Source organism: Neobacillus mesonae (assembly GCF_001636315.1).
In the GTDB taxonomy this organism is placed as follows: domain Bacteria; phylum Bacillota; class Bacilli; order Bacillales; family Cytobacillaceae; genus Neobacillus; species Neobacillus mesonae.
This window is the reverse complement of the sequence record NZ_KV440949.1, coordinates 2,255,795-2,272,929: the sequence shown is the minus strand read 5'-3', so window position 1 is coordinate 2,272,929 and position 17,135 is coordinate 2,255,795. Positions and strand designations below refer to the sequence as shown.

Genomic DNA, 17,135 nt, shown 5'->3' with positions numbered 1-17,135 from the left:
ACTCTCTGAAAGGGAAAATGAGCTTTAGAGAGTAATTAGAGCAGTTCTAGCTGATGTCTAAACAGGAAAATTAGATTTAGAGAGCAAGTAGAAAGAATCTACTTACCCTCTGAACGGGAAAATGGGGCTTCAGAGAGTAAGTAGAGCAGTTCTAGCTGCTCTTTAAACAGAAAAATCAGATTCAGAGAGTAAGCAGATCGCGCAACCACCGCCTAGGGCGCCTCCATAAACAAAACAAAAAAAGCGAATCCAATCATTCAGGTTCGCTTTGAATGGCAAAATTTGCAGCTGTTATTGGGTTGGAATCCCAACTGGTGTAGTTTCTAGGAGAAATAATTAAACGTTTGTTTGTTTTTTAAGCAGCGGGTTATGCCGAATTCTCGTAATTAACAGAAATCTCCTGATCCACATTAACTATTGAAAAATCCTTATTTTTCCTCACCGTTTAATAATTCATACAAGCGTTCCACCGACTTATTCAGGTACCGATAGTACGATGCTGGAGAGAGATTAAGCCTTTCTGCGACTAACGTTTGTGGACGTATCCCTTGGGTATAGGTGTATCTTAATAGCCTTCCTAAAATGGCGTCTCGATCATCGCCTGCTGAAAGCTGATTGATCGCTCTGAGCAGGTCCTGCTGAATGCTGCTCCCTAAATCCTGCACTGAGACCTCGGCTAGTATCCGGTGGGGAAACAGCCGATTATATGAATCACATAGTGATAGATTGCGAGGAAGGCTGGCCCACTCCTTCAATATTTGTTTCAGGTCTTGAATACCTTTAGCTGGATCAGTATGGGCAAACGTCTCTTCTGTTAAGTTACTGGTTAGCAATCTATCAAATTTTGCTAGAAAATCTTCCTCAGCAAGATCTAGTGTAAAAGCACGATATTCTGTTCCAGAATTGGTTGTGGCATCTGCCCAAGCTGCTCGTTCGAACCCGAGTAATTCGAACACAGGAAACCATTCCTTTAAACATGTAAAGTCTATGATCCAATCTGCCACTGAGAAATGATTGATAAGTATATTTGTCACACATGCCCCCGTTTGACCTTCAAGTTCCGGCTCAATTCCGATAACAGAAAGGAAATATGCATTTGAAATAGGTTTCCATTCATGGAAGAGCGGCTGTAATAATGGTTCATTCCTTAATACCTTCAGCATCTGATCATGCAAGGGAATCATCCCGTAAAACGCAATCAGTTCATTTTGCTTCCACAGTGTGAAAAAAGAAGATGGATCGGTTTCCCAAACGGGCCGTATGATTCCTTCCAAATGTCGTTCCCCAGGCAAGAATGGTAATGCATGCTGAAGAAAACGATGGTATAAAGACTGAATGGCCGGTAGATCACATTCTCGGCATTCACGCACTTCCACATCGTCCATATATCCTAGAAAGCATGTATTTCGAACAATCGGATGTTCGTGTAGAAATAGCTTATCCATTCGAAGTTTATTTCGAAGCTGAGGATTTACCCGTTCCTCCATGCGAATTTGTTGAAGTGCCTTCCGGCGCATTTGCTCATAGGCTTGTGGTTTACGGAGTATTAAATCCTCTTGTACCCAATCCCTAACAGCGTCATGAAGCATCCAACCGCCCTCCACCAGGACAACAAATGGTAATTGAATAAGCTTCCGAAATTCTTTGATGATTCCATCATCTAACAGCACGGCCATTCTTTCCTCGTTAAATCGCCAATAGACAGAAGCAGCTTCTAATAAATGGGCGATTGATTGAGGCAGCTCGCTCAGTAATTCATCCATCAGGATCGAAATTAACCGATATTGTTCATTGCGATCAAATCGATTCGATTTATTTCCTCGAATCAGGACTTCTGCAGCAAGCGTCATCGCTAAAGGAATGCCTCCGGAAAAACGTATCAATTGTGATTGGGCCTTATTGTCACTTATTCCTCGGTTGAAAGCATATTGTTTAACATCAAATGGGGTTAAAGCTGATAATTGGATGGAATCAGTCAAGCTCATCCATCCGTTACGAAGCCATCCTCCTGTGAGCGGATGCCGTCCAGCTGAAATAATTTTCACATCTTTATTCAATTGACGGAGCCACACAGAGAGCCACTCCTCTACTGCTCGCATCTTTTCAAATGCATCAAAGATAAGCACGATGTTCAAGCCTGACTGGATCGCATCGTTGAGGCCATTTTTGATGAAATCGTCGTTCTTTTGTTCAGTTGAAATCCGTTCTCCTCCCCAAAGCTGTTCAGCCAACTGGCCTGCTACATCTTCTTTATGCATAATCCCTCTATTTCCATCTATAAGAAAGCAGTCCCGGCCTTCCAATTCGGATGTAAATCGCCGAAGCAGTGAAGATTTACCTATTCCACTTTGTCCATGAATATGAAGCCATTTTCTTTCCCCGGCTATATGTCTATGCATAACTTCTAATTCCTTGTCCCGGCCTACAAAAGAAAGTGATTCTTCACCATACAACACACCGCCAAACTGCAAATCATTTACCTCCATCAATCTTTTTTATTCTCATTATATTTAACAGGGGCTATTAAGATGTGCTTATTTTTGAGAGTCAATTGATATTGTTTTTGAGAGTGTTTTTCGAATAAATTTTTCATTAGGTGGAAAATATTGAAGGAGGTAAAGGAATGCCTTTTAGTTTGCGAATACTGTGTTGGAACATCAACGAGGGGGCTGGGGGATTAGATAAGATAGCAGAACAGATCCGAAAAAAATCTCCGGATATCGTTTTGCTTAATGAAATAAGGGAAAAAAGAATGCCTTGGGATGTCGATCAAACTCCATATCTTTCTCAGAAAACTGGGCTGAAATATTACAAATTTGGCGAGACTGTCATGACCGGAATTACCGGTTGGAAAGGGGTTTCTATTCTTTCGCGCTACCCATTGGGGGTGACGACTATGCATCCTGTGATGCGCGGCTCTCAGCCGACTACTTTTGGAACGTTAGAGGCCACTATAAGGATCAACAGTGTGGATCATCGGGTCTTCTCTACGCGTTTCGCTCCATTGCACAAGCCGGGGAGTCCTGCGTACGATCCAAATGCCGCAAATGACAATGTTGCAGGACACCAGCAAGCCATCAATCTGGTGCGAAGAATTCCCCCGCGAGTCCCAGTGATATTCGGCGGTGACTTCAATGCAAACCAATCAAGTGAACAGATGAGGCAGTTCGCTGCTTCTAGTGGACTAACCGATGTTTTCTCGGAACGTCCTGATCCCGAGGTCAATAACCCGGATGAACGGATCGACTGTATTTTCTATCGCGGTTCCTACAAAGTAAACCAGATGGAACAAAGGGCTCCATGGACGGATGGTGTATCGGACCATGCGTGGGTCTTTGCTGAGTTGTTAAGTACAGAAACCTCAGAATGTGTACAAATCCGTTCTCAAATTGCCAAATACCGTGAGGAAATTCGTCTGTTGCAAGAGTCCAAGAACAGTCTGAACCCAAGGGATCGTATCGATCGACAGGAAATTCTCCAGATTAATAAGGACATCGCAAGCCTAGGGACTAAGATTCGTGGTCTGGAAGAACGAGCGGCTTCCCTTGGATGTGGATAAAACCGATGGAGGTTTAACCATACCATGCCTAATACACACAAATCTAGAAAAATAGAATTCATTAGGAGGGGACCCTATGAGTGTTGGAATTGTATTAAGCGGCGGGGGAGCCCGCGGTGACTTCCAGGTTGGCGCAGTACGTTACCTTTACGAGCGCAATATTCGACCTGCTGTCTTGACAGGCTGTTCGGTCGGTGCTATTAATGCGATTAAGTTGGCCGAGGGAGAAGGGGACGGCAACGATTCTAATCGCGGTTATCGAGGGCTGATCAAAATCTGGAGCGAATTAAATAGCAACAATGACATGTGGAAAGAGGAACAATGGCTGACCAACATTAAGAACTCGAAGGTGGCTGCCTTTCTCAAGCAGTCAGCTGATAGTCAATTTGGTACGGCCGCCTTGGAAATGGGCAAACTGTTCCTTGGCCCTATTGGCTGGGTCTGGGTCGCCCGTGATCTAGCACAGACTGTCAAAGATTTAGAAGAATTTAAGAGTGAACTCGATAAGGTGGTGAATGCCCGTTCTCGCTCGCTTTATAATCTTGGACCTATCCAGGCCAAGATGTATGACCCGTCTAAGCTGGATTTAAGTAAGATACAGAAGAGCGGTATTAAGCTGCGTCTAGCTGCAGTAGCACTAGAAAGCGGTAATCTGCGCTATGTGACGGAGACTGGCGAAATAGTAGAGCGTGATAACACGACAAGAGTTCATGCACCGACACTTCTTGCTCCAGAGTGCCAATCTATCGCTGGCAAGATTAAAGATCTAAAGAGTGAGCGTGACGGTCTTCAGGAAGAAATGAAAAAGGCAGTTGGCAGCGGAAAAGCTGCAATTGGTGCCAGAATTCGCCGAATCAACGTGGAGATTATTCAGCTGAACAATCAACTACGTACCTGCAATGCTGCTCACCCGACACCGTCCAATCCGCTCCGTGTCGACCTAATACAAGGCACGCTTGCTTCCGCTTCGATTCCTTTAGCCTTTCCGCCAGTCAAGCTCGGCAATGAGAATTATGTAGACGGAGGAGTGCGTGAAATCTTACCGATCCAAGCTGCGATTCAGGAGGGGGCCACCGATGTTTACGCTATTATTGCATCTGATAGCACGGTAGATGCTGCCCGCAGCGTGGTAAGTGGTAAGCTTCTGCCATCATTTGATGTGGGTGTTGCTAATATTGTCGATGTAGCGGGCCGTGCCGCTAATGACATCATGACCAATGAAACTGTATTAAACGAAACAGAGCCACCACTAGGATGGGGTGTGAATGTGACCATTATCCAGCCTAATTTCGATATACGCGATATTATGACCATTGATCCCGGTCTTATTGATATCCGTATGGCACACGGTTATATGCGGGCTGATGATACTTTGCAGGCCAAGAAGCAAAATCAGGCTGACTACCTGAGGATTGCCGATGAGTTCGCTGATCTTCGTCGCACCAGTCTAATAGTACAGACCCGCCAGGCAATCTGGGAGAGAGAGTACGCAGCCAATGGGTTCCTTCTAAAATACGATGATAATAATCGTCCGGTGCATCCCGCGCCGACCATCAAACCTGATCCGCAGGCATTGCTGGAAGTGCGTTCACTAAAGAATACACTCAAGGATCTCGTACGTGAACGGCAAGATGCGGGAGGAGCCGTCCCAAATGAAGCTAAAAACTGGTGGGATGATTGGGAACGCCACCCATGGAAGCCCACTAGAAGTTTGTGGTCAGATCCAGCTGCAACAGGGAATGACATGCAGCCGGGTGAGGTACTTGAAATTGACCAGCCTATTAACTCAGCGAATGGGGTGTACACCTTCATTTTCCAGGGAGATGGGAATCTGGTACTATATAAAAATTCTAAAGTTACAGGTCTTGCAGCGGAATGCCGTCCCATTGAAGCCAAGATTAACAGCCTAAAGAATGAGCGTACCGGTCTTCAGGAAGAACTAAAAGAAGCAGTTGGGAGCGGAAAAGCAGCAATTGCCGCTAGGATTCTTAAAATCAACTCTGAAATTACACAATATGGCAACCAACTGCGTGACTGCAATATTGTTCATCCGCCACAGACAACCGTCAAGAGGGAACCAATCTGGGCGTCGGGAACAGTAGGGAAAATGAAGGTATGTATCATGCAAACCGACGGCAATCTTGTCATCTATGACACTCTCAATCAACCCCGATGGTCATCCAATACTTGGCAGCACCCAGGCAGCCGGCTGGTAGTTCAAGACGATGGCAATGTGGTGATTTACCGGCCAGACGGTAAGCCTGTTTGGGCAACAAAAGGCTAAATCAAGATTACTATTCTTCATTCTTAAACGACCACCTGCTAAAGCAGGTGGATTTTGACATTAATGTCGGCAACTAAAGTCGGCAAAAAAGCGAATCCCTTATTCAGATTCGCTTCCATCACTTATCAAATAATCTGTCAAATAATCACTCCACAGCTTGTTACCTTTCTCATTCGGAGCACTTAAGTCTGGCTGCATGTAATCTTTCAGTTCCGAAGAGTTGCTGTCAGGCCAGGCTTGCCAATGATCAAGGTAAGGAAGCTCCTGTTCCTCAGCATACTTCTTAAGCGCAGCTACCTGCTTCGGATAGTTCTTCGCCTTGTAAAGCGGGTAAGACGGCTGAATGATGAAACTGGTGTCAGGCACCACAGTTTTCACCTCGTCTACAATCTTCCGCAAATCCGTTAGCGTGTTATTCGTAACGCCCGCATCATTATTTTTTAAAATAAGCGGCTCCAACACAATCAAATCAGCAGCCTCCGCAGCGATTTCATCCTCCTGCGAGTCTTTCAAAAATTGCGTTGACGTAGAATCATATGTGTGCAAACCAACCTCTATATGCTCTTCACCGAATGCCTTAACCAACCGAGCCTTCACATCGGCAAAGGGACCAGTCTCTTTGGACCCAATAGCTGGAGATCCGACAAACAAAATCTTAAATGGCTTCTTTTCCTCAAGCGACACCTTTAACTGTTCAACCGCATCCGCCGGCCAATTCTTTGTCAGTGCAAGCAGTTTCTCAGTTGAGCTGTCGTCGGCAGCTTCCTCCCCCTGAACATCCGCACTCTCCTGTTTCACAACCTTTTCCGCGCCCTTCGCAGCCTGCTGCTGTTCATTCCAATGGGACTGCCCGAGATACAGGACAGCGAGGAAGACCACCCCTAATAACAACGTAAGAATCTTCTTCATTAAAAAAACCCCCAATAAATAAATCCGACTCTATTATAGCAGATAAACATTTCCAAATTCCCCTTAAATCGACATAAACTAGACAAAATTTCCTATGTCGTAAGAAATTCCTACCAATTTATAAATTTTCCTTCAAATTTCTTACAAAAAGGTGTTTAATTAAATCAGCGAAACAAATAATGACAAATTCACTAAAAATATGACAGGTTTATGGTATAATGTCATATGTTTGTAACAATATGTAGGAGGGCCAAACCCGAAATGGAAGAGACCATCAGTTTAAAAGAGTTGTTTGAAACGTTGAAAAAACGTTTGATGTTAATCGTGTCGATCACCTTAGTAGCGGCAATCATCAGCGGGATTGTCAGTTTCTTTGTGCTAACCCCAATTTACCAAGCTTCAACACTCATTCTCGTAAATCAATCAAAAAGTGAACAATCTATATATAATCCAGGAGAAGTACAAACCAACCTGGCATTAATCAATACCTACAGTGGGATTATCAAAAGTCCGCCCGTTTTAGAAATCGTCTCTAAAGATTTAAATCTAAACATGACGGCTGAACAATTAGCTTCAAAAATTACCGTTTCCAGTGATAACGGATCCCAATTGTTGAATCTCTCAGTGCAAGACCCTAGTCCAAAAACAGCAGCAGTCATTGCCAACAAAACAGCTGAAGTATTTCAGAAAAAAATCGTTAGTTTTATGAGTATTAATAACGTCCATATTATTTCGCCAGCAAAAGTGGCAGATAACCCATCGCCAATTAAACCTCAGCCATTATTAAATATTGCGATTGCCATCGTTGTCGGTTTAATGGCCGGTGTTGGGATCGCCTTCTTACTAGAATACTTGGATAACACCATCAAAAACGAGCTAGATATCGAAAAAGAACTTGGTCTGCCAATCTTAGGTGTAATTGCGCCGATTGAGGACCAGAAGCTAGAGGAATTAAGCAGACGCCGCGAGGCTAGAAATACGACAGTAAGAGGTGAGACTCATGGCTCTTAGAAAAAAGAAGAAACTAGTTAGTAAAGATGCAAGGCGTAAATTAATCACAGCGATTGCACCGAAGTCGCCAATCTCCGAGCAATATCGTACGGTACGGACCAATATCCAATTTTCTTCTATAGATAATGAAATTAGAACGATTATGGTCACCTCTTCCGGCCCGGCGGAAGGGAAATCTACGACAGTTGCGAATCTAGCAGTGACATTTGCTCAGCTTGGTAAAAAAGTCCTGCTTGTCGATGCTGACCTGCGTAAACCAACGGTCCATCACACATTCGCGACAGAAAACCTATTTGGTTTCACCACCGTGTTAACAAAGCAGCGGTCACTTGAAAAAACAGTTGTCGCAACAAGTGAGTCAGACCTGTATATTTTGCCGAGCGGACCGATTCCGCCGAATCCAGCTGAACTATTAAGCTCCAAATCTATGGAACAGTTCATGGAAGAGGTGAAGGAGCTGTTTGACTACGTTTTATTTGATACGCCGCCATTATTAGCAGTAGCCGACCCGCAAATTATCGCCAATAAATGTGATGGTACCATTCTCGTTGTCTTCAGTGAAAAAACAGAAATTGAATCCGCAAAGAAAGGGAAAGAACTACTGCAGAATGCCCAGAGCAAATTGCTGGGAGTCGTGTTAAACGCGAAGGAAGCCCAAAAGGGAGATTATTACTATTATTATGGTACTAATTGACAACTTTCGACAAATTTCATCCCTTTACTAGGACTTTCGACGGTGGTACGATGAGATTGTCACACATTTTTCACAATTAACTGGAAAGAGTTGTCGTAAATGATTGATGTACATTGTCACATATTGCCTGGGTTAGATGATGGGGCACAAGATGTGTCGGATAGCATTCGCATGGCAAAGCAGGCTGTCGAACATGGAATCGATACCATTGTGGCGACACCCCATCATTTAAATAACCAATATAAAAATCCGAAACAAGTAATCTTAAATAAAGTAGATGAGTTAAACCAAATCCTGCAATCGGAAAAAATAGACCTAAAGATTGTCCCTGGGCAGGAAGTCCGGATTCACGGTGAAATGGTAGAAGGCTTTCAAAAGGGAGAAATCCAGCCAGTCAATGGCAGCAAATATGTATTGGTGGAGTTCTCATCCGCACACGTACCGAGATACGCGGATAGGTTGTTTTATGACCTGCAGGTAAATGGCCTGATCCCTATTATCGTGCATCCGGAGCGAAACCAGGAAATCATCGAGAAACCGGATCTCCTCTATCAGTTTGTGAAAAAAGGCGCATTGTCACAAGTGACAGCTGCCAGCCTCACAGGGGATTTTGGTAAAAAGATAATGCAATTTTCGCTGAATTTAGTGGAAGCGAATCTAGCGCATATGGTTGCTTCAGATGCCCATAACACTACAAACCGCGGCTTTAAAATGCGCGATGCTTTTAGCGTCATTCAAGCAAAGTATGGAAATGAAATGATGTTTGTATTGCAAGAAAATGCAGCCCATATTGTAGAAGGACTTCATGTTTATAAAGAGGTACCAGAACGGATCAAAAAGAAGAAGTTTTTTAAGATTTTCTAGCGGATGTTAGATTTGTGAATAAATAGGGTGCTCCCTTTCGGGCTGTTTAATTAATAAAGCAATAAAGTATTTAAAATCACAATTTTGACATCTTATCAGGTACATCATCCCTGACCGGCGAAGCTTCCTGTCCGTTATACATGGGGGCACTCGGCCATGCTGTGGGTCTATTGGAAAATGGACCTTAGACGCTGCGTCGTCAAGAGCATGGTGTGAGGGTGGGTTAGATGCCCAATTAAAAATACACATAAACAATAATAAATACTTAATGAAAGGTTAAGTGTAATGACACTTGCAATTCCATTAGGTATTTATTTTTTTGCCCGAAAAGTAAAGGAACGGAGCGTCGCAAAAAAATATATTTTTGGCTCTACAAGTCATACCTAAATAATTTATCTAGTTTAGTTTATTAATAATTTGAAGTTTAGCTTTGCTCTCACCGCCTTTTTTGAGGGAAAGGCTTATTTGATAAGAGGAAAAATGGGGGAATGTCTAGTGACATATGGGAAGAGGTTGGCTGCTCTCGCAATACTTGATTCAGCTATTGTGTTAACAGCAGTGTACATAAGCTATTTTATCTTAGTTCCAAAACTTTCGATTTTTGAAAATACAATGCTGCTGGCTACGTCGATAACGCTGCTAATCAGTCATCATGTATTTGCATCGATTTATAAGCTGTATAACAAGGCATGGCAATATGCGAGCATCGGTGAGCTGATTGCGATTGCCAAAGCGGTGACTTTTACGATTATGGTGACAGGAATCATGCAAAAGCTGTTCTTCGGCAATATTTATGTTCGGGCACTTGCGATTACGTGGATGCTGCATGTGTTATTTATCGGTGGCTCACGATTTTCGTGGCGGATGTTCCGCGATAATGTCATAAATAAACAGGAAGACATCAAGCGAACGCTGATCATCGGCGCCGGAGCGGGCGGAACCATGGTGGCACGGCAATTGCTGCATAACGTTGATGTCGATTTAAAGCCGGTCGCGTTTATTGATGATGACCCTAAGAAGTTCAAGTTAGATATCCTCGGACTTCCGGTAGTCGGCAGTTCGAATAAAATTGTAGAAGCAGTTGAAAAATTTCAGGTTGAACACATCATTATTGCCATTCCTTCTTTAAAAAAGATAGAACTAAATCGCATCTTTGATGAATGTGCCAAAACAAAAGCAAAGACACAAATAATTCCTAGAATCGAAGACATCATGACCGGAAAAGTCTCCGTCAATCAATTCCGTGATGTCCAGGTAGAGGATCTTCTAGGAAGAGAACCGGTCGTATTAGATATCGGCAGTATTTCTGAAAAGGTTAGCGATAAAACGATATTAGTTACAGGTGCAGGCGGTTCAATCGGATCAGAGATTTGCCGGCAGATATGCAAGTTTTATCCTAGTAAAATTGTTTTGGTTGGACATGGGGAAAACAGTATTTATCAGATTGATATGGAGCTGCGTAATAAATATCAAGGACAGATTGAGATTGTCCCTGTAATTGGTGACATACAAGATCGCAATAGAATCTTTGAAATCATAGAAGAGCATCGACCGTTTGTTGTTTATCATGCAGCAGCACATAAGCATGTCCCACTTATGGAATATAATCCTCGTGAAGCGGTGAAGAATAATATATTTGGTACTAAGAATGTTGCAGAGGCGGCGGACACCTTCGGTGTGAATACTTTTGTGATGATTTCTTCGGATAAAGCAGTGAATCCTCCGAATGTAATGGGAGCGACGAAGCGGTTCGCTGAGATGGTTATTCAGAGTTTAGCAACCACCAGCAAGACCAAGTTTGTTGCGGTACGGTTTGGGAATGTACTTGGCAGCCGCGGTAGTGTCATTCCTTTGTTTAAAAAACAAATACAAGCTGGCGGACCGGTCACGGTAACTCATCCAGAAATGACACGTTATTTTATGACGATTCCAGAAGCATCACGTCTAGTTATCCAAGCAGGATCATTAGCACGTGGCGGCGAGGTGTTTGTGCTAGATATGGGTGAGCCGGTTAAGATTGTGGACCTTGCAAAAAATCTAATTAAACTATCGGGATATAATATAGAAGAAATAGGGATCCATTTTACCGGGCTGCGCCCTGGGGAGAAGATGTATGAAGAGCTTTTGAATGAGAATGAAGTACATCCAGAGCAGGTCTTCGAGAAGATTCATATTGGCAAGGCTAAGGTTATTCATGAGGATGTCTTAAGAAAATTGATTGGTAGTTTGCTTGATATGTCTGAGAAGGAAATGCATGATACTTTGATTGCGGTGGCTAATAATAAATTTGAATGTGTTACTGCCTTAGTTGAAGCAAATTAAAAATTAAGTGAGGAATTAAAATGTCATATTTAGTAGTTGTTGCACATCCAGATGATGAAGTTTTAGGGGCAGGCGCTACCATGTATAAGCTTGCACAAGCCGGTCATTCGGTTAATGTGTGTATTTTATCAGGTGAAGTTAAAGTGAGGAATCACAGACCTTCTACCGAAGAGCTTGATGATGATGTTAACAGTTCAATGAAAATATTAGGTGTTGATAAAGTGATAAAAGGTGACTTTCCTAATATTGAATTAAACAACGTATCCCATTTAAAATTAGTTCAATTTATTGAAAAAGCAATAATAGAAACAAATGCAGATGTAGTATTTACTCACCACCCAGCAGATTTAAATAACGATCATTTACACACGTCTCTTGCTTGTCAGGCTGCAGTAAGATTGTTCCAAAGAAGAAGTGATATTGCACCATTAAAAGAACTGTTATTTATGGAGGTTCCTTCGTCTACTGAGTGGGGATTAAATAAAACATTTAATCAGTTCTCACCAAATACCTTCTTTGAAGTAGGAGAGACAAGTGTAGAAAAGAAAATAGAAGCTTTAGCACAGTATCGTGGAGTCATGAGAGACTATCCTCATCCTAGAAGCAGGGAAGCGATAAAAGGGCTTGCTGCCTACCGTGGTGGACAATCCGGAATGGTTTATGCTGAAGCTTTTGAAAGTGTATTTCGACGCGGACTTTAATTAAAAAGTGGGGATGTAAATTGAAAAAGAGAATTGCATTTGCAACTTGTGTTCAATTAGGTCTAAGTTGCATTGAAGAGATATATAGAATTGGTGGAAACCTAGAATTACTTATTACACTAAAAGATGAAAAGGCTAAGAATAAGTCTGGAAGAATATACCTTGATGATATCGCAGCTAAAAACAATGCTCCTCTTTTGAAAATTAATAATATTAATGATCAAGAAGTTATAGATGCTCTAAAGGAACAGCAAATTGATTGGCTATTTATTATTGGTTGGTCACAGATTGCTAAAAAAGAAGTTCTTCAAACTCCAACTTTTGGCTGTATTGGAATGCATCCAACTTTGTTGCCAGTTGGTAGAGGTAGAGCGGCAATACCTTGGGCAATTATAAAGGGATTAAAGGAAACTGGAGTAACAATGTTTAAGTTAGATGAGGGCGTAGATACAGGAGATATTATTGGCCAAGGAATTCTAAAAATAGAAGATAATACAACGGCAACTGAACTTTATCAAAAAGTCGATGATATGCATATTACATTAATTTCAAAGTATTATAGCGATATCGTAAACAATAACATTACTCTTACAAAACAAAATGACGCTCAAGCCACCGAATGGCCCGGTAGAAAGCCGGAGGATGGCGAGATTTTTAATAGTATGACTATTGATGAAGCAGATAAATTAGTTAGAGCTGTAACAAGACCCTATCCTGGAGCTTTTTACAAAGATGGAAATAGAAAAATGAGGATATGGTCAGCAAAAACAAGTAAAGATAATGGCGAAATAAAACTCGTTGATGGGTTTTTGACTCCTATTGATTTTGAAATAGAGGGACTGTAATGGAGGATAAGAAATTTCAAAAGTTAATTAAACGTTTGTTTGATATCGTAGTTTCCTTAATTGTTTTAATTCCGTTTCTTCCAATATGGTTGATAATCTCAATTTTAATTAAGGCAACTTCAACAGGTCCTGTGTTTTTCTTACAAGACCGACCGGGGTTAAACAAGAAAATTTTTAAGGTTTACAAATTTCGGACTATGAAACCTGGGTCAGAAAAAATGGTCAAAGGCCAAGAAGTAACGAAAGATGATGATCGTATTACCGCAATTGGCAGGTTTCTTAGAAGAAGTAAACTTGATGAAATCCCACAAGTGCTGAATGTATTAAAAGGAGAAATGAGTCTTGTTGGACCACGTCCTGAACGTGTAGCATCACTTGCTGATTATACGGATGAAATTTCTAAAAGACTTAATATAAATCCTGGAATGACAGGGCTAGCACAAGTAAGTGGCAATATTTATCTCTCGCTAGAGGATCGATATATACTAGATGTTTATTATGTAGAGCATTTCAGCCTGTGGCTTGATTTGAAAATAATTATTAGGACTATTAGTGTTGTATTATTTGGGGAAGATAAATATTTCAATAAGTGTTTAGTTGATATAAATTTAGGATCTACAGAAGCAGCAAGTGCTAAAGAGGAGAATGTTTTACGATGAAAAAGATACTTATTACAGGTATTAATAGTTATATAGGTACTTCATTTCAAAAGTGGGTTTCACAATATCCTGATAAGTATTTTGTAAATGCTATTAGTGTAAGAGATGGTCGTTGGAAGGAAAGTTCATTTATTGGCTATGATGTCATTTTTCATACCGCTGCTATTGTTCATATTAGAGAAAATGATACATCTAATTATTTTAAAATAAACAGAGATTTAACAATGGAACTCGCCAAAAAGGCAAAACAAGAAGGCGTTAAGCAATTTATATTTCTAAGTACAATGGGTGTTTATGGTAAAGAGACAGGATATATTACAAAAAATACTATTCCTGTACCAAAAACTCGGTATGCACAGTCAAAATATGAAGCAGAAAAGCTTTTATTGGAAATTGAATCCGATGATTTTAAAGTGGTGATTCTCCGGCCACCAATAGTTTATGGAAAGGGCTGTCCAGGTAATTATAGGAGGCTAGAAAATTTAGCTTTAAGGCTACCATTTTTTCCTGATATAGAAAATAAGCGGAGTATGATATATATAGATAATTTATCGGAATTTATTCGTCAGCTAATTGAAGATGGTGTTGGAGGACTGTATTTTCCTCAAAATAAGGAGTATGTAAATACGACTAAACTAGTAGAGCATATAGCTAAGGCTCATGGTAGGGAAATTAAATCAACAAAAATACTAAACATATTTATTAAAATAGGACTTAATAAGTCTGAAACCTTACGAAAGGTTTTTGGATCGTTTGTCTACGATAGAGAAATGCCGGGTTGTCCCGGCACTTTGATTAACAATAGATTATGTGGTTATGAAACTATCCCTTTTGAAGAAACTATAAAAACAATAAGCAAAAAAGATTTAAATTCTTTAAGTAGTAAATAAATTTCTTGGAGGGTAACAATGGCACCAATCAGGGTATTACAAGTTGTGGGGCGAATGGAAAGAGCGGGACTTGAAACGTTAATAATGAATATCTACAGGAATATTGATAGATCGAAAGTGCAGTTTGATTTTTTAGCGCATTATGGAGAAGAAGCAGATTACAATGAAGAAATTAGATCATTAGGTGGTAGGATATTTGAGATGCCAGTAATAAAAACTACCACAAAAACCAATTATCATAAGATTTTCCAATATATAAAAGCCTTAAAAGCCTTTTTTAAGGAGCACCAAGAATTTAAGGTAGTCCATGGCCATATGACAAATACCGCTTCTATTTATATGCCAATTGCAAGGAGACATGGAGTTAAATGTTGTATAGCTCATAGTCATTTAGCACGTGCTAGACAAGGTTTAACAGGGGTTGTAACGAATATACTACAACTACCTATAGAAAGGGTTTCTAACGAGTATTTTTCTTGTTCAGAGAAGGCAGCTGAATGGATGTTTAGTAAAAAAAATATTACAGAAAAAAAAGTAAAAATAATTCACAATGCTATAGATTCTAAATTATATGATTATAATGAAGACAGGCGAAAAGTGTATAGAGAGTCATTAAAATTAGATAATAAGCTAGTAATAGGCCACGTGGGAAGATTTTATTATCAAAAAAATCATGACTATTTAATAGATATTTTTAATGAATTAGTTAAAATTAATCCAGAGAGTGTTCTTTTACTAATAGGTGAAGGTGTATTAAGAAATGAAATAGAATCGAAGGTCAATCTGCTAAATTTAAATAATAAAGTTAAAATCCTGGGGAAAAGATCTGATATTGCTGGATTAATGCAGGCGATGGATATCTTTGTTATGCCATCACACTTTGAAGGCTTACCTGTAGTTGGGGTTGAGGCGCAAGCAGCTGGACTTAAGTGTGTTATGTCCGATGCGATTACTACTGAAACAGATATTACAGGAAATATTAAATTTCTCCCTTTATCGATAGGACCCCAAGCTTGGGCAAAAGAGATTCTGGACTTCTCTAATTGTTTAAATAGAGAAACTACTAGAGATAAAATAATAAAGGCTGGATATGACATTAAGACAGTATCAGAATGGATGCAGGATTTTTACATTAACAGACATAACGGTATAACAAAAGACCAAATAATTTAAAGGGTTTAGAATGTTACATGAGGTAGGGGAATAAATGCAGATTATTTATATTGTGTATAGAGAAGATAACACTATGGTTTTTAATTCTCAGGTATTGGAGTATCTAAGTTTATTAAAAAATGATTATAAAGTGAACCTGTACTTATTTAGAAATCATGAAACTTTTTTTAAAAAGGAAGAAGTAGAAAAAAAAATTTCTGGGTTCCTAAATAATTTTATTACATTTAGTTCTTTACCCCCCTTAACATTTTTACAACTAAATTTAGATGCCATTAGGCTAAAAATGAGTATAGAATCAAAGTTTAAAAAGGATGAGCCATTGTTAATACACTGTAGAGGTGAACTATCTACGTATATTGCGCACAAAGCATTTAAGGATTTTACAAACAAAAAAATATTATTCGATAATCGCGGTTTACCTGTAGAAGAGTTAGATTTTAGAGGTAAAAATAACTTAATTTATAGTTTGAATAAAAGAGTTAAAAAAAATGCTGTTTTATATGCAAAGGATAATTGTGATATTTATTCTTTTGTAACAAATAACTTAAGGGATTATTTATTAGAAAATTATAATTATTCAACAGAAAGAAAATATTTTATAGTACCAACTCTTAATTCATATCATAATCTAGAAGAAGGTCAATTAGCTGAAATAAAAAAAGAGATTAACTATAATCCAAAGAACTTTTATCTAATATATATAGGTTCCGTTGCAGCATGGCAAAGTATTAATAGTCTTTTTGATGTCTTTCTTAGTATCAAAACAGAAATAAATTCTGCTAAGTTGTTAATATTAACAAATGGTAGAATTTCTGTTCCTCATTTAATAAAGGATGATGTTTCAATAAGGTCTGTCAAGTATGACCAGGTTAAATATTATTTAAACTTAAGTGATTTAGGTTTAGTGATTAGAAATAATAGTATTGTAAATAAAGTAGCAGCACCAACAAAAATTGCAGAGTATCTAAGTCAGAACGTCCCAATACTTTACGATGGTGAAATTGGAGTTATAGATGATTTAATTGCTGCTTTTGGAAAGAGCGACTTTATAAAGTTATCACAAAAAGACTGGATTGATAAGGTTAAAAATCTCTATCACAATAAACAATATAAAGAAATAAAGAGTACTTATCAAGATTATTTCGATATGGCAACTAATCAACGTATAATTCTTGAAAAAATAAAAAATGAATTTAAGCAATAAGTTAGAGTTTTTAAATAGGG

At 39.7% G+C, this 17,135-nt stretch carries 14 protein-coding genes; 12 read left to right on the top strand and 2 right to left on the bottom strand.

Annotation, left to right across the window (positions count from 1 at the left end; all coding sequences use genetic code 11):
* Positions 1 to 428: 428 nt before the first annotated feature.
* Complete coding sequence (locus tag A6749_RS10740) at positions 429 to 2,486, bottom strand: AAA family ATPase (protein WP_236719784.1); 2,058 nt, start codon at positions 2,484 to 2,486, stop codon at positions 429 to 431.
* 137 nt (positions 2,487 to 2,623) lie between these two features.
* Here A6749_RS10740 and A6749_RS10735 point away from each other — a divergent pair, with 137 nt between their 5' ends.
* Both A6749_RS10735 and A6749_RS28610 read left to right on the top strand, forming a co-directional pair.
* Positions 2,624 to 3,559 carry an endonuclease/exonuclease/phosphatase family protein gene (locus A6749_RS10735; RefSeq protein WP_066389245.1) on the top strand — a complete coding sequence of 312 codons (936 nt, stop codon included), beginning with the start codon at positions 2,624 to 2,626 and terminating at the stop codon, positions 3,557 to 3,559.
* A gap of 76 nt (positions 3,560 to 3,635) precedes the next feature.
* Positions 3,636 to 5,843: a patatin-like phospholipase family protein gene (locus A6749_RS28610; protein WP_066389242.1), complete on the top strand. Its 2,208-nt coding sequence runs from the start codon at positions 3,636 to 3,638 to the stop codon at positions 5,841 to 5,843.
* Positions 5,844 to 5,942: 99 nt separating this feature from the next.
* Here A6749_RS28610 and A6749_RS10725 read toward each other — a convergent pair whose 3' ends face one another.
* Entirely contained in the window at positions 5,943 to 6,752 is an 810-nt protein-coding gene (locus tag A6749_RS10725) for an SGNH/GDSL hydrolase family protein (RefSeq protein WP_066389239.1), read from the bottom strand.
* Between the two features lie 261 nt (positions 6,753 to 7,013).
* On the opposite strand from A6749_RS10725, the gene A6749_RS10720 reads away from it, so the two are divergent.
* The 10 genes from A6749_RS10720 (at position 7,014) to A6749_RS10675 (ending at position 17,115) form a co-directional block, all read left to right on the top strand.
* Positions 7,014 to 7,763 carry a YveK family protein gene (locus tag A6749_RS10720; protein ID WP_066389237.1) on the top strand — a complete coding sequence of 250 codons (750 nt, stop codon included), beginning with the start codon at positions 7,014 to 7,016 and terminating at the stop codon, positions 7,761 to 7,763.
* Entirely contained in the window at positions 7,753 to 8,457 is a 705-nt protein-coding gene (locus A6749_RS10715; protein WP_066389235.1) for a CpsD/CapB family tyrosine-protein kinase, read from the top strand. The genes A6749_RS10720 and A6749_RS10715 overlap by 11 nt, the downstream gene beginning before the upstream one ends.
* 99 nt (positions 8,458 to 8,556) lie before the next feature.
* The gene (locus A6749_RS10710) at positions 8,557 to 9,321 is read left to right on the top strand and encodes a tyrosine-protein phosphatase (RefSeq protein ID WP_066389231.1); all 765 of its coding nucleotides are present in this window, start codon (positions 8,557 to 8,559) and stop codon (positions 9,319 to 9,321) included.
* Positions 9,322 to 9,816: 495 nt separating this feature from the next.
* Positions 9,817 to 11,643, top strand: a complete 1,827-nt coding sequence (locus tag A6749_RS10705; protein ID WP_066389221.1) for a polysaccharide biosynthesis protein — start codon at positions 9,817 to 9,819, stop codon at positions 11,641 to 11,643.
* A gap of 20 nt (positions 11,644 to 11,663) precedes the next feature.
* Complete coding sequence (locus A6749_RS10700) at positions 11,664 to 12,344, top strand: PIG-L deacetylase family protein (RefSeq protein ID WP_066389219.1); 681 nt, start codon at positions 11,664 to 11,666, stop codon at positions 12,342 to 12,344.
* A gap of 20 nt (positions 12,345 to 12,364) precedes the next feature.
* The gene (locus A6749_RS10695) at positions 12,365 to 13,189 is read left to right on the top strand and encodes a formyltransferase family protein (protein WP_066389217.1); all 825 of its coding nucleotides are present in this window, start codon (positions 12,365 to 12,367) and stop codon (positions 13,187 to 13,189) included.
* Entirely contained in the window at positions 13,189 to 13,848 is a 660-nt protein-coding gene (locus A6749_RS10690) for a sugar transferase (RefSeq protein WP_066389214.1), read from the top strand. Before A6749_RS10695 ends, A6749_RS10690 begins: the two co-directional genes overlap by 1 nt.
* Entirely contained in the window at positions 13,845 to 14,738 is an 894-nt protein-coding gene (locus tag A6749_RS10685) for an NAD-dependent epimerase/dehydratase family protein (protein WP_066389212.1), read from the top strand. The genes A6749_RS10690 and A6749_RS10685 overlap by 4 nt, the downstream gene beginning before the upstream one ends.
* 18 nt (positions 14,739 to 14,756) lie before the next feature.
* On the top strand, positions 14,757 to 15,911 hold the full coding sequence (locus A6749_RS10680) for a glycosyltransferase family 1 protein (protein WP_066389211.1): 1,155 nt from the start codon (positions 14,757 to 14,759) through the stop codon (positions 15,909 to 15,911).
* Positions 15,912 to 15,945: 34 nt separating this feature from the next.
* A complete protein-coding gene (locus tag A6749_RS10675; RefSeq protein ID WP_066389210.1) occupies positions 15,946 to 17,115 on the top strand; it encodes a glycosyltransferase family protein in 1,170 nt (389 codons plus the stop codon).
* The last annotated feature ends 20 nt before the right edge of the window (positions 17,116 to 17,135 follow it).